At 56.0% G+C, this 22,822-nt stretch carries 18 protein-coding genes; 8 read left to right on the forward strand and 10 right to left on the reverse strand.

The genetic code is table 11. The annotated features are described in order from the left end of the window. Positions 1 to 15: 15 nt before the first annotated feature. From hslU to priA, 5 genes are all read right to left on the reverse strand, one after another. On the reverse strand, positions 16 to 1,347 hold the full coding sequence (gene hslU / locus ACTU3N_RS07065) for an HslU--HslV peptidase ATPase subunit (RefSeq protein ID WP_443085431.1): 1,332 nt from the start codon (positions 1,345 to 1,347) through the stop codon (positions 16 to 18). 9 nt (positions 1,348 to 1,356) lie between these two features. Further along, positions 1,357 to 1,887 (reverse strand): ATP-dependent protease subunit HslV, encoded by a 531-nt coding sequence (gene hslV, locus ACTU3N_RS07070; protein ID WP_443085432.1) that lies wholly within the window; start codon positions 1,885 to 1,887, stop codon positions 1,357 to 1,359. Positions 1,888 to 1,978: 91 nt separating this feature from the next. Then, positions 1,979 to 2,908, reverse strand: a complete 930-nt coding sequence (ftsN, locus tag ACTU3N_RS07075; protein ID WP_443085433.1) for a cell division protein FtsN — start codon at positions 2,906 to 2,908, stop codon at positions 1,979 to 1,981. A 96-nt stretch (positions 2,909 to 3,004) separates the two neighbouring features. Beyond that, positions 3,005 to 4,030 carry a DNA-binding transcriptional regulator CytR gene (gene cytR, locus ACTU3N_RS07080; RefSeq protein ID WP_443085434.1) on the reverse strand — a complete coding sequence of 342 codons (1,026 nt, stop codon included), beginning with the start codon at positions 4,028 to 4,030 and terminating at the stop codon, positions 3,005 to 3,007. 121 nt (positions 4,031 to 4,151) lie between these two features. Next, the gene (gene priA / locus ACTU3N_RS07085; protein WP_443085435.1) at positions 4,152 to 6,344 is read right to left on the reverse strand and encodes a primosomal protein N'; all 2,193 of its coding nucleotides are present in this window, start codon (positions 6,342 to 6,344) and stop codon (positions 4,152 to 4,154) included. Between the two features lie 207 nt (positions 6,345 to 6,551). On the opposite strand from priA, the gene rpmE reads away from it, so the two are divergent. Both rpmE and ACTU3N_RS07095 read left to right on the forward strand, forming a co-directional pair. Further along, the gene (rpmE, locus tag ACTU3N_RS07090; protein ID WP_007369223.1) at positions 6,552 to 6,764 is read left to right on the forward strand and encodes a 50S ribosomal protein L31; all 213 of its coding nucleotides are present in this window, start codon (positions 6,552 to 6,554) and stop codon (positions 6,762 to 6,764) included. Positions 6,765 to 6,835: 71 nt separating this feature from the next. Beyond that, entirely contained in the window at positions 6,836 to 7,009 is a 174-nt protein-coding gene (locus ACTU3N_RS07095) for a hypothetical protein (RefSeq protein ID WP_443085436.1), read from the forward strand. A 157-nt stretch (positions 7,010 to 7,166) separates the two neighbouring features. Here ACTU3N_RS07095 and metJ read toward each other — a convergent pair whose 3' ends face one another. After that, on the reverse strand, positions 7,167 to 7,484 hold the full coding sequence (gene metJ, locus ACTU3N_RS07100) for a met regulon transcriptional regulator MetJ (protein WP_015966498.1): 318 nt from the start codon (positions 7,482 to 7,484) through the stop codon (positions 7,167 to 7,169). Positions 7,485 to 7,748: 264 nt separating this feature from the next. On the opposite strand from metJ, the gene metB reads away from it, so the two are divergent. The 3 genes from metB (at position 7,749) to metF (ending at position 12,441) form a co-directional block, all read left to right on the forward strand. Then, positions 7,749 to 8,909: a cystathionine gamma-synthase gene (gene metB, locus ACTU3N_RS07105; protein WP_443085437.1), complete on the forward strand. Its 1,161-nt coding sequence runs from the start codon at positions 7,749 to 7,751 to the stop codon at positions 8,907 to 8,909. A gap of 2 nt (positions 8,910 to 8,911) precedes the next feature. Beyond that, the gene (locus ACTU3N_RS07110) at positions 8,912 to 11,344 is read left to right on the forward strand and encodes a bifunctional aspartate kinase/homoserine dehydrogenase II (RefSeq protein ID WP_443085438.1); all 2,433 of its coding nucleotides are present in this window, start codon (positions 8,912 to 8,914) and stop codon (positions 11,342 to 11,344) included. A gap of 206 nt (positions 11,345 to 11,550) precedes the next feature. Beyond that, positions 11,551 to 12,441 carry a methylenetetrahydrofolate reductase gene (gene metF, locus ACTU3N_RS07115; protein WP_443085439.1) on the forward strand — a complete coding sequence of 297 codons (891 nt, stop codon included), beginning with the start codon at positions 11,551 to 11,553 and terminating at the stop codon, positions 12,439 to 12,441. A gap of 9 nt (positions 12,442 to 12,450) precedes the next feature. Here the strand turns inward: metF and ACTU3N_RS07120 are convergent, their stop codons facing one another. The 4 genes from ACTU3N_RS07120 to argE form a co-directional block, all read right to left on the reverse strand. Further along, on the reverse strand, positions 12,451 to 13,287 hold the full coding sequence (locus ACTU3N_RS07120; protein ID WP_443085440.1) for a helix-turn-helix transcriptional regulator: 837 nt from the start codon (positions 13,285 to 13,287) through the stop codon (positions 12,451 to 12,453). 85 nt (positions 13,288 to 13,372) lie between these two features. Next, a complete protein-coding gene (locus ACTU3N_RS07125) occupies positions 13,373 to 15,106 on the reverse strand; it encodes a phosphoethanolamine transferase CptA (RefSeq protein ID WP_443085441.1) in 1,734 nt (577 codons plus the stop codon). A gap of 227 nt (positions 15,107 to 15,333) precedes the next feature. Then, positions 15,334 to 17,985, reverse strand: a complete 2,652-nt coding sequence (ppc, locus tag ACTU3N_RS07130; protein WP_443085442.1) for a phosphoenolpyruvate carboxylase — start codon at positions 17,983 to 17,985, stop codon at positions 15,334 to 15,336. Between the two features lie 263 nt (positions 17,986 to 18,248). Beyond that, the gene (gene argE / locus ACTU3N_RS07135) at positions 18,249 to 19,400 is read right to left on the reverse strand and encodes an acetylornithine deacetylase (protein WP_443085443.1); all 1,152 of its coding nucleotides are present in this window, start codon (positions 19,398 to 19,400) and stop codon (positions 18,249 to 18,251) included. A gap of 170 nt (positions 19,401 to 19,570) precedes the next feature. Between argE and argC the strand changes: the two genes are divergently transcribed. From argC to argH, 3 genes are read left to right on the forward strand one after another with little or no spacing between them, the layout of a single operon-like run. Further along, positions 19,571 to 20,575 carry an N-acetyl-gamma-glutamyl-phosphate reductase gene (gene argC, locus ACTU3N_RS07140; protein WP_443085444.1) on the forward strand — a complete coding sequence of 335 codons (1,005 nt, stop codon included), beginning with the start codon at positions 19,571 to 19,573 and terminating at the stop codon, positions 20,573 to 20,575. Between the two features lie 12 nt (positions 20,576 to 20,587). Next, positions 20,588 to 21,364, forward strand: a complete 777-nt coding sequence (gene argB / locus ACTU3N_RS07145) for an acetylglutamate kinase (RefSeq protein WP_443085445.1) — start codon at positions 20,588 to 20,590, stop codon at positions 21,362 to 21,364. A gap of 50 nt (positions 21,365 to 21,414) precedes the next feature. Beyond that, entirely contained in the window at positions 21,415 to 22,788 is a 1,374-nt protein-coding gene (gene argH / locus ACTU3N_RS07150) for an argininosuccinate lyase (RefSeq protein ID WP_443085446.1), read from the forward strand. The last annotated feature ends 34 nt before the right edge of the window (positions 22,789 to 22,822 follow it).

A 22,822-nucleotide genomic window follows, 5' to 3' on the forward strand; every position in this document is an offset into this window, starting at 1 on the left:
TACAGATTATCGCGATTATAAGATAAAACGGCTCAGATCTTCATCTGCCACCAACGCATCAAGGTGCTTACTAACATAATCTGCGTCAATGATTATGGTTTCTCCGTTCAAATCACTGGCTTCATAGGAGATATCTTCCATCAAACGCTCCAGCACCGTATGCAAACGACGCGCGCCGATATTTTCCGTCGATTCGTTCACCTGCCATGCCGCCTGCGCGATACGCTTGATACCATCGTCGGTAAATTCGATGTTCACCCCTTCGGTCGCCATCAGCGCTTTGTACTGAACGGTAACAGACGCGTTCGGCTCGGTCAGGATGCGTTCAAAATCTTCGGCGGTCAGCGCCTGCAACTCAACGCGAATAGGCAAACGCCCCTGCAATTCCGGGATCAGGTCTGACGGGCTGGCAACCTGGAACGCGCCGGAGGCGATAAACAGAATGTGGTCAGTTTTTACCATGCCGTGCTTGGTGGAAACGGTGCAACCTTCTACCAGCGGCAGCAGATCGCGCTGCACGCCTTCGCGGGAGACATCCGGGCCGGAGGTGTTGCCGCGTTTACAGATTTTGTCGATTTCGTCGATAAACACGATCCCGTGCTGCTCAACCGCCTCGATAGCATCCTGTTTCAGCTCTTCCGGGTTCACCAGCTTCGCCGCTTCTTCTTCAATCAGCAGCTTCATCGCATCTTTAATTTTGAGCTTGCGCGGCTTCTGCTTCTGGCCGCCCAGGTTCTGGAACATTGACTGAAGCTGGTTCGTCATCTCTTCCATGCCCGGAGGCGCCATGATCTCTACGCCCATCGGTGCGGCGGCGAGATCGATTTCGATCTCTTTATCGTCCAGTTCGCCTTCGCGCAATTTTTTACGAAAAGATTGACGGGCGGCTGAGGGTTCAGAAGTTTGCTCTGGCTGGCCCCAGTTGTTTTTGGCCGGTGGGATGAGCACATCCAGAATTCGCTCTTCCGCTAACTCTTCCGCGCGGTAGCGGTTTTTTTCAATTGACTGGCTGCGCACCATTTTCACTGCGGCATCGGTCAGATCGCGGATGATAGAGTCCACTTCTTTACCAACATAGCCAACTTCGGTGAATTTCGTCGCTTCGACTTTAATAAAAGGCGCGCTGGCCAGTTTCGCCAGACGACGGGCGATTTCGGTCTTACCGACACCGGTTGGGCCAATCATCAGAATATTTTTCGGCGTCACTTCATGGCGCAGCTCTTCATCAAGCTGCATGCGACGCCAGCGGTTACGCAGAGCAATAGCGACAGAACGCTTCGCGGCGTCCTGACCGATAATATGTTTGTCCAGTTCGCTGACAATTTCGCGTGGGGTCATTTCAGACATGGGAGATCCTTACGCTTTAGAGGGTAATTCTTCGATAGTGTGGAAGTGGTTGGTATAGATGCAGATATCGCCCGCAATCCCCAACGCCTTCTCCGCAATTTCACGCGCGTTAAGCTCGGTGTTTTCCAGCAGCGCCCGCGCTGCGGCCTGAGCGTATGGCCCGCCGGAACCGATGGCGATCAGGTCATTCTCTGGCTGAATCACGTCACCATTCCCGGTGATGATGAGCGAAGCGGTTTCATCGGCAACCGCCAGCAGCGCTTCCAGCTTGCGCAGCATACGATCGGTACGCCAGTCTTTAGCCAGCTCAACTGCCGCTTTGACCAGGTGGCCCTGGTGCATTTCCAGCTTGCGTTCAAATAATTCAAATAGCGTGAATGCATCGGCGGTACCGCCAGCAAACCCTGCAATCACTTTGTCGTTGTACAGGCGACGTACTTTTTTCACGTTGCCTTTCATCACCGTATTGCCCAGTGTTGCCTGGCCATCGCCTGCGATCACGACATGACCGTCACGGCGTACGCTTACTATAGTTGTCACGAGCAGACCCCCTGGTTAACCATGCAGAATACAGACCCCGCACAGAGTACGGGGCAGAATGCAATTATAAATGGGGGAGTTTTTGGGGGTTTCAACCCCCGGAGGCCAGACGAATGCAGTTTGTGTGACCGGCCAGCTTCAGACGGCTAATCGTGGCGTCGGCATTTTCCTTACCTTTCAGCGGGCCAATGACCACGCGGTTCCAGCCATTATTGTTGGTGATATGGGAGTCAAAACCTTCAAAAGCCAGCTGTGCGCGGACAGATTCCGCCTGATCCTGCACTTTGAACGAACCGCACTGAACCAGCCAGCGGCGCTCATCTTTTTTCTCCGCCGTGGCTTTTGGCGCAGGCGTTTCGCGCACAACTGGCGCGGCAGGCTGCGTTTGCGCTTTTGGCTGCGACGGCGTTGTGTGCGGCGGTGTTTGCACCAGATCCTGATACGGCTGCGACGTAGCCGCTTTTTGTTGCTGCGGCTGTTGTACCGGCTGGGTACGCGGCTGTTGAACAGGTTGGGTCTGCGCCCACTGCTGCTGTGCCTGGCGCTCCTGGCGCTGGCGCTGCAAGGTTTGCTGGCGCTGCTCCGCCGTCTGCTCGTTCCACGGCACTTCGCTTAACTGCGTAGGCTGCTGGCGCATATCCGCCTGCATTTGGGCTAAAAGCTGGCGCTGCTCGTCAGTGAGCTGGTCGGCATTTTTAACTTCCCCACCGGCAGAAGGTTCGGTTGGCGCACGCACGCCCGGCTGGCGGCTCTCCAGCTCTTTAATATAGCGCCAGCGTTCTTCCGGTTTCGGCGGCAGGCCGTTGCCCGTGACCTTTTGATTTTGTAGTGCTTCGGATTCTTCTTTTTTGTGGTGGGTAATAAAATAAAGGCCACCGATAAAGGCAACCAGCACAGCGGACGCAATCGCGACCATGGCTGGAGAGACCGCAGACGTACTACGTTGTTTTTTCCTGGGTGTGCTCTTTTTGCGCCGCTCAGGAGCCGACCGGCTGCGGCGTACATAATCTCGTTGTGCCACTATCGTTTCGCTGTCTTTATATTTCGTTTATCAGCCCGCCATGTTACTTAAGCGACGGGCTTTTGACCAGAAGAGGGCGACGGAAAGCCGCCGCCTTTACTTAAGCGCCTGCGTAGAACCGCGCAGAACTAATTCACACTCCAGCAGACGCGAACCGCTACTGACGCTGTGCCCTTGCAGCTGCTCAAGCAGCAGAAGCATCGCTTCGCAGCCGATTTTATAGCGCGGCTGAGACACCGTGGTTAACGGCGGATCGCTGTATTCCGCCAGCGCAATATTATCAAAACCAATAATCGATAAATCTTTTGGGATGCGTAAACCCTGGCGTTTTGCCTGGGAGAGTGCGCCCAGCGCCATCACATCGCTGTGACAGAACACGGCGGTGGGCGGTTTCGGCAGCGCGAGCAGTTTTTCCAGCGCGCGCGCACCGGCCTCAAAGGTAAAGTCGCCGCGCGTGATGTAATGCGGATCGACGGTCGTCCCGGCGCGGCGCAGCGCCTGCACGTACCCTTGCAGACGGTAGTGGCACAGCGGCATCTCTTCCGGCCCGGCGATACAGCCAATCAGCTGATGCCCCTGATCCTGCAAATAATTGACCGCATTAAACGCCGCAGTCAGGTTATCGATATGGACGGTGGGCAGTTCCAGCTCTGGCGCGAACTCATTCGCCATCACCATGGGCGGCAAATTACGCTGCTCTTCAATACTGGCATCAAAGGGGAGGCGTGAGCCAAGCAGCAGCATGCCGTCGATCTGCTTGGTAATAATTAAATCGATAAATGTTTTTTCTTGCTGATTTTGATGCGCGCAGTCGCCAATCAGCACCAGATAACCCTGCGCGGCTGCGGTGACTTCAATGCCGCGAATAATTTCACTGAAAAAGGGGTCACAGATATCCGGCACAATCACCAGGATAGTGCGCGATTCGTTACGTTTAATATTTCGCCCCAACGATTGCGGTAAATAGCCCACTTCCATTGCCGCTTGCTCTACCCGGTGACGGGTTGCTTGCGACACTTTATCCGGGTTCATTAACGCACGGGACACGGTTGCCGTAGAAACCTTTGCTTTCATGGCAACATCTTTCATAGTCGCTGCCGCGACCTGACTTTTGGGTTTCACCTTGTTCTCCTCGCATGCACGGCGCAGGCGTAGTCACATTTTTATCAGATAGTTAAACCCAGCGGTTACAGAATTTTCATGAAAAGTGTGATGGAAGTTGAATTTTATGCGCAACCTCGCATTAGCTTTCAATCGGGTCTACATCCAGCACCCATTTCACCCGGCGCGCTTCCGGGAGGGTGTTAACCAGCGCCAGCGCGCCGGTAACGATATGCTGCAGGCGAATACGTGAAGGGTGCTGAAGCAAGATTTGCCAGCGGTAACGCCCGGCGCGCTTCGCCGCAAGCGCCGGGACCGGGCCGAGGATCCACAGCTGATTGTCTGCCAGCGGGCTTGCCTGTAGCAGGTTACGCAACTGCTGCAAAAACAGCGGCGCGTGCTGGTTGTTCTGATCTTCGGCACGAATTAACACATGGCTGGTCCACGGCGGCAATTGCAGCGTTTGCCGCTCTGCCAGCGCTTGCTCAGCGAAGGTGTCATAACCTTTATAGAGTAGCGTTTGCAACAGAGGATGCTCAGGGTGGTGGGTTTGCAGGACGACTTCACCCTGCTTACCGGCACGCCCGGCGCGGCCTGACACCTGGGTATAGAGCTGAGCGAACCGCTCCGCCGCGCGGAAATCCGCCGAGAACAGCGCGCCGTCAACATCCAGCAGGGCTACCAGCGTGACGTCCGGGAAGTGATGCCCTTTGGCCAGCATCTGCGTGCCGATAAGAATACGCGCGCCGCCGCGATGCACCGCGGCAAGCTGCTGTTCCAGCGCGCCTTTGCGACTGGTGGTGTCTCTGTCGATACGCGACACCGGCACGCCAGGGAACAGAGGGGCCAGCGCGTGCTCCAGCTGTTCGGTGCCAATCCCGACGGGTACCAGGTGCGTGGAGCCGCAGGAGGGGCACTGGCGCGGCACCGGGCGCTGGCTGTCGCAATGGTGGCAGCGCAAATGCTGCTGCGCCTGATGAAAGGTGTAATAGTGGTCGCAACGCGGGCACTCGGCGATCCAGCCACAATCGTGGCACAGCAGCGCCGGGGCGAAACCACGGCGGTTAAGGAACAAAATCACCTGGTTGCCCGCCTGCAAATGCTGGCGCATGCGGTTTATCAGCGCCGGGGCCAGCCCCGCTTGCAGCGCCTGGCCTTTCATATCCAGCACGTGCTGGTTTGCCGGGCGCGCGTTACCGGCGCGGCGGGTCAGGCGCAGCAGGCGGTATTTTCGCGCCCGCACGTTATGCAGCGTTTCCAGCGCGGGCGTCGCCGAGCCAAGAATTATCGGGATCTGCTCGCTGTGCGCGCGATAAACCGCCAGGTCTCTGGCGTGATAACGCCAGCCCTCTTGCTGCTTATAAGAGCTGTCGTGCTCTTCATCAATCACAATCACGCCGAGGTTTTTAAACGGGGTAAACAGCGACGAGCGTGTGCCGATAACAATCGCTGCTTCGCCGCTTTTCGCTTTCTGCCAGGTGCTCAGGCGTTCGCTGTCATTTAGCCCGGAATGGAGCACCTCGACCGGCGCGTTAAACCGCTCGCGAAAGCGGGCGATAGTTTGCGGCGTCAGGCCAATTTCCGGCACCATCACCAGCGCCTGCTTGCCCTGCGCCAGCACGTTTTCCAGCACGCTCAGGTAGACTTCGGTCTTACCCGAACCTGTTACGCCCGCCAGCAGCCAGGCAGAAAAGCGATCGGCTTCGCTGTGGATTGCACCCACCGCCGTCGCCTGTTCAGTATTGAGCCGCAGGCGTTCGCCGCTAACGGAAAAATTCTCACGCCAGTCGACAAACTCAGGCGCTTCGTCGCACAGCTCGGCAAGGCCTTTCGCCCGCAGCGCCTGCAAGGTCACGCTTTTTAATTCGAGCGCGGCCAGCTGGTGTTGCCAGATTTTACCTTTGCGCAGCGCAGACAGCGCCTGCTGTTGCTTTGGCGCTTTGATACGGTTGATGTCTGTCGCCATCCCTTGTTCGGTAGCGAACCAGTAGCCCTGGAACTCGGCGCTGGCCGGTTTTGTCTGGCGCAGCAGCACGGGCAGGGCATTGAACAGCACGTCGCCAATCGGGTGATGGTAATACTCCGCCGCCCAAAGCAGCATTCGCCAGACCGATGGCGAGAACGCCGGTTCGCTGTCCAGCACTGCCCCGACGCTTTTCAGCTCGTTTAATGGCAGCTCGCTTTTCTCACTCACCGCCACGACGATGCCGACACGCTGCTGAGTACCAAAGGGCACGCGCACGCGACAGCCTGCGCTGGCAGGCATATCGTCAGGCAGCAGATAGTCAAAAGTGCGGGGCAAAGGCACGGATAGCGCAACGTGGGCGACGGGCATCTCATTATCCTGGCTTGAAAACTGGCGGGATAGTATACACATTGTTGTCAGCAGCGAGCGGATCAGTTTGCATGTGCTGGTTAATTTCTGTATGATTCGCCGCCTTTGATGCGAAAATCCCGCGTCGAAGATACACTAATACATTAACTCGCGTGGTGTCTGGCGTTAGGGCTGGAAGAGCGACGCGGCCTTAAACTGAGGTTTCCCATGAAAAAAGGTATTCACCCGAATTATGTAGCGATTACTGCAACCTGTTCTTGCGGTAACGTAATCAAAACCCACTCCACCGTGGGTCACGACCTGAACCTGGACGTGTGCGGCAAATGCCACCCGTTCTTTACTGGTAAACAGCGTGTAGTTGATACCGGTGGTCGTGTTGAGCGTTTCAACAAACGTTTCAGCATCCCGGGCAGCAAGTAAGTCGTTGCCAGAAAAAAGCGCCGCAGGGCGCTTTTTTTGTCTCTGCAGTTTGCCGGAAAGAATAATTTTTTGTGAAGTTCGTCACAAAATTATTGCTGAGCATAAAAATTGAGCATATCCTTTGCACCATTGATAGCGTAATCCGTATGGGAAAGGTGAAAGCGATGCTGACGGCAATGAAAAATGTGATCAAATCTTATTTTCTTTCGCTGGCGGAAGTGCACCCGGAAGTCACGCGCTTCTGAGCAATCAGAGAAATTTAACGAAAGGGCAGAGGTTATCTTCTGCCCTTTTTCGTTTTGTCCGTTACGTCCCGAAGCGAAGAACAGCGGGATTGCGGATAAGGCAAAACACCTGACGCCAGGTATTAAACGTTTTGTCTCGCCCGTTCAGGATGCGTAATCAGTATTCCCAGGTTTCCGGGTCAATTCCCAGCTCACGCATTATCACTTTTGCCTCTTCCGGGATCTCATCACTGCGTTCTTTACGCAGATCTTCATCGTTCGGCAGAGGCTGACCGGTAAACGCATGCAAAAAAGCCTCGCACAGCAGCTCGCTGTTGGTGGCGTGACGCAGGTTATTCACCTGACGACGGGTGCGTTCATCGGTGAGGATCTTTAACACCTTAAGAGGAATGGAAACCGTAATTTTCTTTACTTGTTCACTCTTCTTGCCGTGCTCAGCGTATGGACTGATATATTCGCCGCTCCATTCAGCCATGAGATACCTTTAATCCTCTCAGTCATTAGTCAATGCCCCGGCCAGCGCCCGGGCCTAAATTTCGCGTAGTTTACCGTAGAGTCACCAGTGTGACACGGTGTATCGCATAGTGATGCATCATTAAAGCGTATAATTTTAACGGCTATTACGCTTTTGCTCAATCTATACGCAAAGAAGTTTAGATGTCCAGATGTATTGACGTCCATCATCGCAATGTTTACTCTGTTATCAGTTTTTCCCTCATTCAGCCAGGAAGCCTTTCCTATGACGCGTAAACAGGCCACCATTGCAGTGCGTAGCGGTTTGAACGACGACGAGCAGTACGGTTGCGTTGTCCCGCCTATCCATCTTTCCAGTACTTACAACTTCACCGGTTTTAACGAACCGCGCGCCCATGATTATTCACGCCGTGGTAATCCAACGCGTGATGTCGTGCAGCGCGCCCTGGCGGAGCTGGAAGGTGGCGCGGGCGCGGTCATGACCAACACCGGCATGTCGGCTATCCATCTGGTGACCACGGTGTTTCTCAAACCGGGCGATCTGCTGGTGGCGCCGCATGACTGCTATGGCGGCAGCTATCGCTTGTTCGATAGCCTGGCGAAACGGGGCTGTTACCGCGTACTGTTTGTCGATCAAGGGGATGAGCAGGCGCTAAAAGCGGCGCTGGCAGAAAAACCGAAGCTGGTGCTGGTAGAAAGTCCGAGCAACCCATTGTTGCGCGTCGTGGATATTGCGAAAATCTGCCAACTCGCGCGTGACGCCGGTGCGGTCAGCGTGGTGGATAACACCTTCCTCAGCCCGGCGCTGCAAAACCCGCTGGCGCTGGGGGCTGATTTGGTGCTGCACTCCTGCACCAAATACCTGAACGGGCATTCGGATGTTGTGGCCGGGGTGGTTATCGCAAAAGATGAGGAAACTGTCACTGAACTGGCATGGTGGGCGAATAATATTGGCGTCACCGGCAGCGCCTTCGACAGTTATCTGCTGCTGCGCGGGCTGCGCACGCTGTCGCCGCGTATGGAGGTTGCGCAGCGTAACGCCCAGGCGATTGTCGATTTTCTGCAAACTCAGCCACTGGTGAAAAAGCTCTATCACCCGTCACTGCCAGAGAATCAGGGGCATGAGATTGCCGCGCGTCAACAAAAAGGCTTTGGCGCGATGTTAAGTTTTGAGCTGGATGGCGACGAAGAAACATTACGCCGCTTTTTGAGCGGTTTGTCGCTGTTTACGCTGGCAGAATCGTTAGGCGGGGTGGAGAGCCTTATCTCCCATGCTGCCACCATGACGCACGCAGGCATGGCGCCAGAAGCACGTGCCGCTGCGGGTATTTCTGAGACGCTGCTGCGCATCTCAACCGGTATTGAAGATTGTGAAGATTTAATTGCCGATCTGGAAAATGGCTTCCGGGTCGCCGCTGAGGGGTAAACATGAGTGTGATTGCGCAGGCAGGGACGAAGGCTCGTCAGCTGCACAAATTTGGTGGCAGCAGTCTGGCAGATGTGAAGTGTTATCTGCGTGTTGCAGGGATCATGGCGGAGTATTCACAACCGGGCGATATGATGGTTGTTTCCGCCGCTGGCAGCACCACCAATCAGTTGATTAACTGGCTCAAGCTGAGCCAGACCGATCGGCTCTCTGCGCATCAAGTTCAACAATCGCTGCGTCGTTATCAAAGCGATCTGATTAGCGGCCTGCTGCCTGCCGACGTGGCAGACGGCCTGACCAGCCAGTTTATCAGCGACCTTGAGTATCTGGCCGGGTTACTGGATGGCAACATCAGCGATGCAGTGTATGCAGAAGTGGTCGGCCACGGGGAAATCTGGTCAGCGCGGCTAATGGCTGCGCTGCTTAACCAGCAAGGTCTGGACGCGGCCTGGCTTGATGCCCGCGAATTCCTGCGTGCCGAACGCGCGGCGCAACCGCAGGTTAATGAAGGGGCTTCTTACCCGCTTTTGCAACAGCAGCTCGCGCAGCATCCGGGCAAACGCATTGTTGTCACCGGTTTTATCAGCCGTAACGAGGCGGGAGAAACCGTTCTGTTAGGGCGTAATGGTTCCGATTACTCCGCCACCCAAATCGGCGCGCTGGGCGATGCGTCCCGCGTGACCATCTGGAGCGACGTCGCAGGCGTTTACAGCGCCGACCCGCGTAAAGTGAAAGATGCCTGCCTGCTGCCGCTTTTGCGTCTCGACGAAGCCAGCGAACTGGCACGCCTGGCTGCGCCCGTTCTGCACGCGCGTACGTTGCAGCCGGTATCGGCCAGCAATATCGACTTGCAGCTGCGCTGTAGCTATAACCCGGAGCAGGGCTCCACGCGTATCGAGCGCGTGCTGGCTTCCGGCACCGGCGCGCGTATCGTCACCAGCCATGATGACGTCTGCCTGATTGAGTTCCAGGTGCCCGCCCGCCAGGATTTTAAGCTGGCGCACAAAGAGTTAGATCTGATCCTTAAGCGTGCGCAGGTGCGTCCGCTGGCGGTTGGCGTGCATGCGGATCGCAACCTTTTACAGCTCTGCTACACCTCGGAAGTGGTGGACAGCGTCTTTAAACTGCTGGATGAAGCGGGGCTGCCGGGCGAGTTGCGGCTGCGCCAGGGGCTGGCGCTGGTGGCGATGGTCGGTGCCGGTGTCTGCCGTAATCCGCTGCATAGCCACCGTTTCTGGCAGCAGCTAAAAGGCCAGCCGGTTGAGTTTATCTGGCAGTCCGACGAAGGTATTAGTCTGGTGGCGGTGCTGCGCGTTGGTCCGACCGAGAGCTTAATTCAGGGTCTGCACCAGTCGCTATTCCGTGCTGAAAAACGTATCGGGCTGGTGCTGTTTGGCAAAGGCAATATCGGCTCGCGCTGGCTGGAACTTTTTTCACGCGAGCAGAGTGCGCTCTCGGCGCGCACCGGTTTTGAATTCGTGCTGGCGGGCGTGGTGGATAGCCGCCGCAGCCTGTTGAGTTACGAAGGTCTGGATGCCAGCCGCGCGCTGGCGTTCTTTAATGATGAAGCGGTAGAGCAGGACGAAGAGTCGCTCTTCTTGTGGATGCGCGCTCATCCCTACGATGATTTAGTGGTGCTGGATGTGACGGCCAGCGCGCAGCTTGCGGATCAGTATCTGGATTTCGCCAGCCACGGTTTCCACGTGATTAGCGCCAACAAACTGGCCGGAGCAAGTAACAGCGACAAGTATCGCCAAATCCACGATGCGTTTGAAAAAACCGGTCGCCACTGGCTGTATAACGCGACCGTTGGTGCGGGCCTGCCGGTTAACCATACGGTGCGGGATCTGCGTGACAGCGGTGATGCGATTCTGGCGATCAGCGGTATTTTCTCCGGCACGCTTTCCTGGCTGTTTTTGCAATTCGACGGCACGGTGCCCTTTACCGAGCTTGTCGATCAGGCGTGGCAGCAAGGGCTGACCGAGCCTGACCCGCGCGTCGATCTCTCCGGCCAGGATGTGATGCGTAAACTGGTCATTCTTGCGCGCGAAGCCGGGTACGATATCGAGCCGGATCAGGTGCGCGTGGAGTCGCTGGTGCCTGCGGGCTGCGAAGAGGGGTCGGTCGATCACTTCTTCGAGAATGGCGAAGCGCTGAACGAGCAAATGGTGCAGCGCCTTGAAGCTGCCCGTGAGCTGGGCCTGGTGCTGCGCTATGTGGCGCGTTTCGACGCTAACGGTAAAGCACGCGTCGGCGTAGAAGCGGTGCGCCCGGAGCACCCGCTGGCGGCGTTATTGCCCTGCGATAATGTGTTTGCCATTGAGAGCCGTTGGTATCGCGATAACCCGCTGGTGATCCGTGGGCCAGGCGCCGGGCGCGACGTGACGGCTGGCGCAATCCAGTCAGATATCAATCGCCTGGCGCAGCTGCTGTAAATTATCCCTTCCTCACCCTCTCCCCGCCGGGAGAGGGAATCATTCACCAATGTGAATTTCCTTCATCTTCGCTGAACATTCCTCACGCATAATGGTGATTTTCCTGTTGACGCTTTGTCCGTTTTCCGTCATTTTTACATCTGGACGTCTAAACGTATAGAAGTTTACAGACAACAGACAACGACATGCGATTGATGAGGTAAGGTATGAGCTTTTTTCACGCCAATCAGCGGGAAGCCCTGAACCAGAGCCTGGCAGAAGTTCACGGCCAGATTAATGTTTCTTTTGAGTTTTTCCCGCCGCGCACCAGTGAAATGGAACAAACCTTATGGAGTTCCATCGATCGTTTGAGCAGCCTGAAACCCAAATTCGTTTCGGTGACCTACGGCGCCAACTCCGGTGAGCGCGACCGCACGCACAGCATTATCAAGGGCATCAAAGATCGCACCGGCCTGGAAGCAGTGCCGCACCTTACCTGTATCGACGCCACACGCAGTGAATTGCGCACCATCGCGCAGGACTACTGGTATAACGGTATCCGCCATATCGTTGCGTTGCGCGGCGACCTACCGCCGGGCGGCGGGAAACCCGAAATGTACGCCGCCGATCTGGTGACGTTATTAAAAGAAGTGGCGGATTTTGATATCTCCGTGGCGGCTTACCCGGAAGTTCACCCGGAAGCCAAAAGCGCGCAGGCCGATCTCCTCAACCTGAAGCGTAAAGTGGAAGCCGGAGCCAGCCGCGCCATCACCCAGTTCTTTTTCGACGTCGAAAGCTACCTGCGTTTTCGCGATCGCTGTGCCGCCACCGGTATCGACGTAGAGATAGTGCCCGGCATCCTGCCTGTCTCTAACTTTAAGCAGGCGAAAAAGTTCGCCGACATGACCAATGTGCGTATCCCGGCATGGATGTCGCAAATGTTTAACGGCCTGGACGATGATGCCGAAACCCGTAAGCTGGTGGGGGCAAATATCGCCATGGATATGGTGAAGATTTTAAGTCGCGAAGGGGTGAAGGATTTTCACTTCTACACGCTGAACCGCGCTGAAATGAGCTATGCGATTTGCCATACCCTGGGCGTTCGCCCGGCGCTATAAAAGGCGCGCTTAGTTGTCGGTGCGATACTGCCGACGATATTCGGACGGGGAGAGCGCGCTATTTTTGCGAAACAGGCGGCAGAAGTAGTTGCTATCCACAAACCCGCAGGCATGCGCCACCTCTTTGACCTTCAGGTCATAGCATTTAAGTAAATATTTCGCATGCTCCAGCCGCGTGCGGTTGAGGTATTCGCTAAAGCCAACGGCAGCGGTTTTTTGAAACAGATGCGAGAGGTAGTTTGGCGAGATGAGAAACACCAGCGCGACGGATTCCCGCGTGAGCGGTAGAGCGTAATTTACGTCGATATAGTCGCGAACAGCGTCGAAAAGCGCCTGGCTGCGCGAAGCGGTCTGAGTCTGGTTACCGAGCAGGTCGGCGCAGTGGCTGAGCAGCCCGGTGGCAATCAAACGTGCGGTCTGCTGCTGTTGCGGCTGCATTTGCATTTCATGCAGAGCCTGCAGAAGAAACGAGCCAACGCGCGGCCCCCGGCGTGCCACATGTTGGCGCGCCAGTGTTTGCAGCGTCACACCGTTCCAGAGGCTGACGCTAAAACCAAGCTGCTGCTTGCCAAACAGTACGCTCAGGGTGGTCACCGGCGACTGCCATTGCGGCAGCGTCCAGCCGCCCGGCGGGACGTACAGCACATCATGCTGCGCCATCAATGCCGCATCTCCCACAATACAGCTATCCACCAGCATCCCTTCCAGCACAATCTCAAGACGTGGAAAATCTACCTGTGTTGCCTGTGCAGGGGCAGGTGTACTGGCGTCGGCAAAATTAACCTGCCGTAGCGGTATCGGGCCGTTAATCAGGCGGGAGATGAGGTGGCTAATATCGTGGCTCATGATTTCCCCATGCGAGAGAACACAGGCTCACCTTAGTCGCCGGGTGACGAAAAAGCCATCACCCAGGTGATGGCTTTCGGATGTTTTACTGGTTTGCTATTTGGTCGCCGTAGGGCAAGCTGTCGTAATCCATCAGCGCATTTTTCTTGTACGGATTGCCTATCCAGCGCGTGGTCTGTACGAACTCGGGGCTGACTATCGAACGCGTCGGATCGTAACCGTCGTAACGTAACCCGGCCAGATCGGACAGAGTGTGGATCAGCTGCGAGCTGCTGTATTTGCGGTCAACATCCTTTGAAAAATCATGAGGATGTTCGGCCTGCCACTTATCTGACGTCCACAAAATAAATGGTACGGTGTACATATGGCGCGTGGGATTGTCCTCGTTACGGCCCTGCGTGTGGTGCGGTGGCGTGTCATAAACTTCTTCGCCATGATCCGAAAAATAGAGCAGGAAACCATTCGGATCGGTGGCTTTGTAATCGTTAATGAGCGACGCGATAACATGATCGTTATAGCGGTTGGCATCATCGTAATAGTTGTAAGTTTCAGATTCCTCACGCGTCAGACCCGGCGGCTGATGATCGTGCTGATTTGTGAACTTGCCCCAGTTTTCCGGGTAACGGAAGTCGTAGCGAATATGCGTTCCCAGCAGATGCACGATAATAAATTTTTTCGGCGCCGGGTCGTTCAGCACGGCTTTAAACGGCTGCAAAACGTTGGTGTCATATTCACGCGCGCTTTGGGTTCGCTGCTGGTTCATATAGTACTGAACATCTGTCTGCCTGGAGAAAACCGTCAGCATCGTGTTGCGTTCGGTCATCGTCTGCTGATTGGTTATCCAGAAGGTTTTATAACCCGCCTGTTTCATCAAATTCATCAGCGATGGCTGCGTCAGATAAAGGTCAGGATGCTGCTCATCGGCGAACGTCAGCGCTTGTTGCAGGATTTCGATGGTGTACGGGCGAGAGGTGACGACATTATTAAACACCGTCAGACGCGGATCGTTTTTGTGCAGCGCATCCAGCTCTGGCGTGGTTTCACGCGGGTAGCCGTAGAGGCTCATGCGCCCGCGCTGGGTGGATTCTCCAATCACCAGCACCAGCGTGCGCGGCGCATCGCCGGAGGTATCTTTTAAATTTGCCAGCGGCGGCAGGGCGCTGTTGCTATCAAGCAGCTTGTTGAGGCTGGCCAACTGATGGCGATACTGCGCGTAGCTCATCACCAGCTGCCACGGAGCGGCAGGTTCCAGGCGCGACATCAGGCCGGAGGAGGCCTGGCTAAAAGGCTCCTTTTTCAGCAGCATATTGACGGCAATGGGGTGCAGGATTAGCCCATACAGCAGGGCAAAAGACACCACCCAGCGCCAGGGCGTGACGATATACACCGGGCGCAGGCGCGTCCAGAGGAAGATTGCGCCTGCGGTATAGGCCAGAGCTATCAATATCAGCTTCAGGCTAAAGTATTGCCCTAAAAATTCGCTGGCTTCGTTCGCATTGGTTTCAAACATCACGAACAGAACGCTTTGCGAGAACTCCTGGCCGTAGATAACGTAATAACCCAGCATGGATAGCGACGCTGCCCACAGCACCACGCCAATGACCGCTGCCAGCGTGCGCGTATAGCGTGGGAAGAGTAATACCGGGATCAGCCATAACGAGCTGAATAAGAGCGAGTCACGCAGGCCGTTAGTGCCGCTGTAACCGCTGACGAGAATGGCTATTTGTAGAACGGTTGAGAAATACCAGAAATAGAGCAGAGCCCATCCCAGGGCTTTCACATCAAACGGGTGCTTAACGTGAGTGTGAGTCGAACGCATATTTTGAGCCTGTCGTAATAAATTGCGCCAAACATAACGACAAAAACTTAAGCTAACCTGAACTTCCGTTGCTCAGGCGCACGCTTTTGTCTTTCAACATTCCGCAGGAGGTGTGGAATGCGGGGAGGAATATAGGGAATGTGGCGAAATTATGACAGCAGATTTTGCAGCATTTTTACGCATCAGGCAAAAATGCTGCATTGGTTGATTATTGGTTGATATTGCGCTTAGCCGGTATTACGCATACCCGCCGCAACACCGGCAATGGTGACCATCAGTGCCTGCTCGACGCGCTGATCCGGCTCTTTGCCTTGTTCTTCCGCGAGGCGCGAGCGGTGCAGCAGCTCGGCCTGCAATACGTTAAGCGGGTCGGTATAGATATTGCGCAACTGAATGGACTCGGCTATCCACGGCAGGTCTGCCATCAGATGCGAGTCGTTCGCGATATCCAGCACCACTTTTATATCGTCCTCAAGCCGCTTGCGCAGCTCGCTGCCCAGCGCCCACAGCTCCGGTTTCACCAGCCGCTGATCGTAATATTCCGCCAGCCACAGGTCAGCTTTTGCGAACACCATTTCCAGCATGCCGAGGCGGGTAGAGAAGAACGGCCAGTCGCGACACATGGCTTCCAGTTCGCTCTGTTTGCCATCTTCCATCACTTTTTGCAGCGCCGCACCGGCACCCAGCCAGGCCGGGAGCATCAGGCGGTTCTGCGTCCAGGCGAAAATCCACGGGATCGCGCGCAGCGACTCGACACCACCGGTTGGGCGGCGTTTCGCCGGGCGGGAGCCGAGCGGCAATTTGCCCAGCTCCTGCTCAGGCGTTGCCGAGCGGAAATAGGGCACAAAATCTTTATTTTCACGCACATAGCCACGGTACATCTCACAAGAGAGGGTCGACAGCTCGTCCATAATATGGCGCCACTGCGGTTTCGGCTCCGGCGGAGGCAACAGGTTCGCTTCCATAATGGCGCTGGTATAGAGCGCCAGGCTGCTGATGGTCACTTCCGGCAGACCGTATTTGAAGCGGATCATCTCGCCTTGCTCGGTCACACGCAGGCCGCCTTTCAGGCTGCCCGGCGGTTGCGAGAGCAGCGCGGCATGAGCCGGTGCGCCGCCGCGACCGATGGAGCCGCCGCGCCCGTGGAACAGGGTCAGTTCGATACCGGCTTTTTCGCAGGTTTTGATTAATGCATCCTGTGCCTGATATTGCGCCCAGGACGCGGCCATCACCCCGGCATCTTTCGCGGAGTCTGAATAGCCAATCATCACCATCTGTTTGCCCTGAATAAAGCCGCGATACCAGTCGATATTCAGCAACTGGGTCATCACGTCGTTGGCGTTGTTCAGGTCATCGAGCGTTTCGAACAGCGGCGCGACCGGCAGGGCAAAGCCGATTCCCGCCTCTTTAAGCAGCAGATGCACCGCCAGCACGTCGGACGGGGTTTTCGCCATTGAGATAACATAAGCGGCTATCGAGCCGCGCGGCGCTTCGGCGATCACTCTGCATGTGTCCAGCACTTCGCGTGTTTCGTCGCTCGGTTCCCACTGGCGTGGCAGCAGCGGGCGCTTGGAATTCAGTTCGCGGATCAGGAACGCTTGTTTGTCTGCTTCTGACCAGCTTTCGTAGTCGCCGATGCCGAGATAGCGCGTCAGTTCGCCCAGCGCTTCGGTATGGCGCGTGCTCTCCTGGCGGATGTCGATACGCACCAGCGGTACGCCGAAACACTTCACGCGGCGCAGTGTATCAAGCAGCTCGCCGTTTGCGATAATGCTCATCCCGCAGGCATGCAGGGATTTATAACAGGCGTAGAGCGGCTCCCACAGCTGCTCGTTTTGCGTCAGCAGCCCGGCAGGTTTTGGCAGCTTCTGCCCTTTCAGGCGCGCTTCCAGCCAGGCCTGGGTCGCCATCAGATCGCTGCGCAGCTTTTTCATCAGATAGCGATATGGCTCGCGCGCGCCTTCGGCACCGGCCAGCGCGCGCAATTCGTCGGTGCAATCCACCATCGACAGTTCAGAAATCAGCAGCTGGATATCTTTTAAGAAGAGATCGGTGGCTTTCCAGCGGCTTAGCAGCAGCACATGGCGGGTAATATCGGCGGTGACGTTCGGGTTGCCGTCGCGGTCGCCGCCCATCCAGGAGGTAAAACGCACTGGTACAAAATCGACCGGCAGTTTGTAATTCAGGTTCTCTTCGAGCTGCTCGTTCAGCTCGCGCAGGAAGTTGGGCACCCCTTCCCACAGGCTGTTTTCCACCACCGCAAAGCCCCACTTGGCTTCGTCTACCGGGCTTGGGCGATAGCTGCGAATTTCATCCGTATGCCAGGACTGGGCGATAAGCTGGCGCAGACGGCGCATCAGCTGGTTGCGCTCATAATCAGCGATATCGTTGTTATCCAGCTGTTTTAAGCAGTTATTCACTTCCACCATTTTGTGGATCAGCGTGCGGCGGGTGATTTCTGTCGGGTGGGCGGTCAGCACCAGCTCCAGCGACAGGGATTCAACCGCTTTGATAATGGTGGCTTCGTCAAGATTCGGCTGGTCTTTTAGTTTTCGCAGGGTACGGGCAATCACTTCCGGGTTGCTGGCGGCCTCGCCTTTCGGTGAAATGCTGTGATACTGCTCGGCGGTGTTGGTCAGATTGAGAAACTGACTGAACGCGCGCGCCACGGGCAGCAGCTCATCATTCGACAGGTTTTGCAGCGTGGTGAGCAGCTCCTGTCGGTTGGCTTCGTTACCGGCACGAGAGGACTTGGACAGCTTACGGATCGTTTCTACCTGGTTGAGAATATTCTCGCCCAAAGCATCTTTGATGGTATCTCCCAGCAGTTTGCCGAGCATACTGACATTACTACGCAACGCGGAATATTGTTCGTTCATGTTACCCCAGACACCCCATCTCATTTTATTTTGTTATACCCGCCGCTGAGCGGATATCAGACACCGTCTTTTATAAAGCCACGTAAAACCCACCACGTCAATTGTGGCGAAATCGCTTCAGCAAACGTATAAATCCGGAGAATTTGCGTAAGTTATTTCGCTTTGCATCAGATAAGTATCGCTTATGGAAATGCGCGATTTTGTACCGACTTCGTGCATAAAAACCCCCTCCGCAGAGGGGGAATAAAACGTGGTGGCAGGGCTTAATGCCAGCAGAAATGATGCACGACCTGGGTAATAAGTTCGCGCGTCGGCTTAATAAAACGCGTTTCCAGGTATTCATCCGGCTGATGCGCCTGGTTGATAGAACCCGGGCCAAGCACCAGCGTTGGGCAGAGCGTCTGAATAAAAGGGGCTTCGGTACAGTAATTCACCACGTCGGTTTTCACGCCAAGCAGCTTTTCAACCACGTTCACCAGCTGGTGATCCGGCGGGCATTCGTAGCCCGGAATCGGCGGGTGCAGCTCGGTGATGTTCAGCCGCCCAGGCCAGCGGGCGCTCACCGGCTCCAGCGCTTCGGTAAGCAGCCCGTTTAAATCATTCAGCGTCATGCCCGGCAGCGGGCGAATATCCATATGCAATTCACAGCAGGCGCAGATACGGTTCGCCGCATCACCACCATGAATATGCCCAAGGTTTAGCGTTGGGTAAGGCACGGTAAATGCATCGTAGTGATAACGCGCTTTCAGGCTGTCGCGCAGTTGCAGGATTTGGCCGATAGCTTCATGCATCAGTTCAATCGCATTGACGCCGCGCGCCGGATCGCTGGAGTGCCCGGACTGACCAAGCACCCGGATAGCGTTAGAGATATGCCCTTTGTGCGCGCGCACCGGCTGCAACGAGGTCGGTTCGCCGATGATTGCGCAGTCCGGGCGCAGCTGCGTATTTTCTGAAAAATAGCGCGCGCCTGCCATGCTGGTCTCTTCATCCGCCGTGGCGAGAATATAGAGCGGCTTGCTTAATTTTGTCACATCGACGTCACGCAACGCATCAAGAATGAAGGCAAAAAAGCCTTTCATATCGGCGGTACCCAGGCCGTAGAGCTTGTTTTCGTGCTCGGTAAGGGTAAACGGATCGCGCGTCCAGCGACCGTCGTCAAAGGGCACTGTATCGGTGTGGCCGGTCAGCAGCAGGCCGCCAGCGCCGGTTCCTGCGCTGGCAAGCATATTGAATTTATTGCGTGTGCCGGGTACGGGTTGCACTTCTACACTGAAACCGAGGTCGCCAAACCATCCTGCCAGCAGATTGATTAAAGACGCATTACTTTGATCCAGCGCTTCTTCCGTCGCGCTGATGGACGGAGTCGCAATCAGGGCGCGGTAAATCTCGATAAATGGTGGCAAATTCATTTTCATTGTTGACATACCTGAGTTCGTGATAGTATCAATATTCATGCATTAATAGTGAATAAAAATACATTAATGTTGAGCAAAAAGGAACCCAACCGGTGACCTCGCTCAGCGACGCGGGATGGATGAGACGTCTCTCCCTGGCCGAACATGATGGAAGAAGGTAAACCGCCCCAATGTTGAACACATTAATTGTGGGCGCCAGCGGTTACGCCGGCGCAGAGCTAGTGACCTATGTCAATCGCCATCCACATATGAACATAACCGCTTTGACGGTTTCTGCGCAAAGTAATGATGCAGGAAAGTGTATCTCCGATTTGCATCCGCAGCTTAAAGGCCAGGTAGAGCTGCCGTTACAGCCGATGTCGGACATCCGCGCGTTCCTTGATGGTGTGGACATTGTCTTCCTCGCAACGGCCCATGAAGTGAGTCACGACCTGGCGCCAGTTTGCCTTGCGGCAGGCTGTGTGGTGTTCGATCTCTCCGGCGCGTTTCGCGTGAACGATCCCGCGTTCTATGAAAAATTCTACGGCTTTACGCACCAGCACGCCGACTGGCTCGCAAAGGCGGTTTATGGTCTGGCCGAGTGGAATCACGCGCAGCTGAAAGATGCCGCGCTGATTGCCGTGCCGGGTTGTTACCCGACGGCGGCGCAGCTCTCGTTAAAGCCGCTGATCGACGCCGGGCTTTTGGATCTCAGCCAGTGGCCGGTTATCAACGCCACCAGCGGCGTCAGCGGCGCCGGGCGCAAAGCCGCTCTCTCCAACAGTTTCTGCGAAGTGAGCTTGCAACCGTATGGTGTGTTTACCCATCGCCACCAGCCGGAAATCGCCACGCATCTGGGCGCGGAGGTCATTTTTACCCCGCACTTGGGCAACTTCCCACGCGGGATCCTCGAAACCATCACCTGCCGTCTGAACCCAGGCGTGACCGACGCGCAGGTCGCGGACGTTTTCCAGCAGGCGTATGCGGATAAACCGCTGGTACGCCTGTATAAAAAAGGGGTTCCGGCGCTGAAAAACGTCGTCGGCCTGCCGTATTGCGATATCGGTTTTGCTGTGCAGGATAACCATCTGATTGTCGTCGCCACGGAAGATAACCTGCTGAAAGGCGCGGCGGCGCAGGCAATGCAGTGCGCCAACATCCGTTTCGGCTATGCTGAAACCCAGTCACTTATTTAACAGAACAGGCTAATGATGAACCCATTAATTATTAAGCTCGGTGGCGTACTGCTGGATAGCGAGGAAGCGCTGGAGCGTTTGTTTACCGCACTGGTGCAGTACCGCGAAGCATATCAGCGCCCGTTAGTCATTGTTCATGGCGGCGGCTGCGTGGTCGATGAATTAATGAAGCAGCTTAACCTGCCGGTGAAAAAGAAAAACGGTCTGCGGGTAACGCCTGCCGATCAAATCGACATCATTACCGGTGCGCTGGCCGGAACGGCGAACAAAACGCTGCTGGCCTGGGCGAAAAAGCATCATCTCGACGCCGTAGGTCTGTTCCTCGGCGATGGCGACAGCGTGAAAGTGACGCCGCTTGATGAAGAACTGGGTCATGTGGGCCAGGCGCAGCCCGGCTCGCCGAAGCTGATTACGACGCTTCTGGCAGGCGGTTTCCTGCCGGTGGTTAGCTCTATCGGCGTGACGGAAGCGGGCGAGCTGATGAACGTGAACGCAGACCAGGCGGCAACGGCCCTTGCGGCAACATTGGGCGCGGATCTGATCCTGTTGTCGGATGTCAGCGGGATTCTGGATGGTAAAGGCCAGCGCATCGCCGAAATGACCGCCGCTAAAGCGGAGCAGCTTATCGAGCAGGGTATTATTACCGATGGCATGATAGTGAAAGTGAATGCGGCGCTGGATGCTGCGCGTACGCTGGGTCGCCCGGTAGACATCGCCTCCTGGCGCCATGCTGAGCAGCTACCGGCGTTGTTTAACGGTACGCCAATTGGCACACGTATCCTCGCATAATCAGACAAGGCCGGGTTTCGGCAGAACTTACAGAGAGAAGGAAGCAAGTTATGGCACTTTGGGGCGGGCGTTTTACTCAGGCAGCGGATCAACGGTTCAAGCAGTTTAACGACTCTTTGCGCTTTGACTATCGCCTGGCGGAGCAGGATATCGTTGGCTCTGTGGCCTGGTCTAAAGCGCTGGTCACGGTTGGCGTGTTGAGCGAGCAGGAGCAGCAACAGCTGGAAGAGGCGCTGAATGTGCTGCTCGAAGAGGTGCAGGCTGATCCGCAGCAAATCCTGCAAAGCGATGCAGAAGATATTCATAGCTGGGTGGAAGGCAAGCTTATCGACAAAGTGGGCCAACTGGGTAAAAAGCTGCACACCGGGCGTAGCCGTAACGATCAGGTGGCGACGGATTTGAAACTCTGGTGCAAAGAGACGATTGGTGAGCTGCTGGCCGCGACTCGTCAGTTGCAGAATGCGCTGGTAGTGACCGCAGAGAATAATCAGGATGCCGTGATGCCAGGCTATACGCACCTGCAACGCGCACAGCCCGTCACCTTTGCCCACTGGGCGTTGGCCTACGTGGAGATGCTGGCGCGTGACGAGAGCCGTTTGCAGGATACGCTTAGACGCCTTGACGTCAGCCCACTGGGCAGCGGCGCGCTGGCAGGGACTGCTTATGAGGTAGACCGGGAACAGCTGGCGGGGTGGCTCGGTTTTGCTTCGGCGACCCGCAACAGTCTGGACAGCGTTTCCGACCGCGACCATGTGCTGGAGCTGCTGTCGGATGCGTCTATCGGCATGGTGCATTTATCACGCTTTGCCGAGGATTTAATTTTCTTCAACTCTGGCGAAGCCGGGTTTGTGGAGCTGTCCGATCGCGTGACCTCCGGCTCATCATTGATGCCGCAAAAGAAAAACCCGGATGCGCTGGAGCTGATTCGCGGCAAGTGTGGCCGTGTGCAGGGTGCGTTAACCGGTATGATGATGACGCTCAAAGGCCTGCCGTTGGCGTACAACAAAGATATGCAGGAAGATAAAGAAGGGCTGTTCGACGCGCTGGACACCTGGCTTGATTGCCTGCATATGGCCACGCTGGTGCTGGACGGTATCCAGGTAAAACGCCCGCGTTGCCAGGAAGCGGCGCAGCAAGGTTATGCGAATGCGACCGAGCTTGCGGATTACCTGGTTGCCAAAGGCGTACCGTTTCGCGAAGCGCACCATATTGTCGGGGAAGCGGTGGTTGAAGCTATCCGCCAGGGCCAGCCGCTGGAAGCGCTGTCGCTGACGGATTTACAAAAATTCAGCCCGGTAATTGGCGAAGATGTCTACCCGATCCTGGCGCTGCAATCCTGCCTGGATAAACGTGCGGCAAAAGGTGGCGTTTCACCCGCGCAGGTGGCGCAGGCCATTAACGAGGCGAAGTCTCGGCTGGTTTAATATTCACATCTGTTATCAGAGCCTGGCGCAACGC

The organism is Vagococcus sp. WN89Y (genome assembly GCF_052220145.1).
Lineage (GTDB): Bacteria > Pseudomonadota > Gammaproteobacteria > Enterobacterales > Enterobacteriaceae > Kosakonia.

Bases quoted from the DNA above. Each gene is read 5' to 3' on its own strand.
- ppc (WP_443085442.1), bottom strand. From the start codon at position 17,985: ATGAACGAACAATATTCCGCGTTGCGTAGTAATGTCAGTATGCTCGGC.
- argH (WP_443085446.1), top strand. From the start codon at position 21,415: ATGGCACTTTGGGGCGGGCGTTTTACTCAGGCAGCGGATCAACGGTTC.
- ACTU3N_RS07125 (WP_443085441.1), bottom strand. From the start codon at position 15,106: ATGCGTTCGACTCACACTCACGTTAAGCACCCGTTTGATGTGAAAGCC.
- metB (WP_443085437.1), top strand. From the start codon at position 7,749: ATGACGCGTAAACAGGCCACCATTGCAGTGCGTAGCGGTTTGAACGAC.
- metJ (WP_015966498.1), bottom strand. From the start codon at position 7,484: ATGGCTGAATGGAGCGGCGAATATATCAGTCCATACGCTGAGCACGGC.
- ACTU3N_RS07120 (WP_443085440.1), bottom strand. From the start codon at position 13,287: ATGAGCCACGATATTAGCCACCTCATCTCCCGCCTGATTAACGGCCCG.
- ACTU3N_RS07110 (WP_443085438.1), top strand. From the start codon at position 8,912: ATGAGTGTGATTGCGCAGGCAGGGACGAAGGCTCGTCAGCTGCACAAA.
- hslU (WP_443085431.1), bottom strand. From the start codon at position 1,347: ATGTCTGAAATGACCCCACGCGAAATTGTCAGCGAACTGGACAAACAT.
- rpmE (WP_007369223.1), top strand. From the start codon at position 6,552: ATGAAAAAAGGTATTCACCCGAATTATGTAGCGATTACTGCAACCTGT.
- argB (WP_443085445.1), top strand. From the start codon at position 20,588: ATGATGAACCCATTAATTATTAAGCTCGGTGGCGTACTGCTGGATAGC.
- argE (WP_443085443.1), bottom strand. From the start codon at position 19,400: ATGAAAATGAATTTGCCACCATTTATCGAGATTTACCGCGCCCTGATT.
- metF (WP_443085439.1), top strand. From the start codon at position 11,551: ATGAGCTTTTTTCACGCCAATCAGCGGGAAGCCCTGAACCAGAGCCTG.
- priA (WP_443085435.1), bottom strand. From the start codon at position 6,344: ATGCCCGTCGCCCACGTTGCGCTATCCGTGCCTTTGCCCCGCACTTTT.
- argC (WP_443085444.1), top strand. From the start codon at position 19,571: ATGTTGAACACATTAATTGTGGGCGCCAGCGGTTACGCCGGCGCAGAG.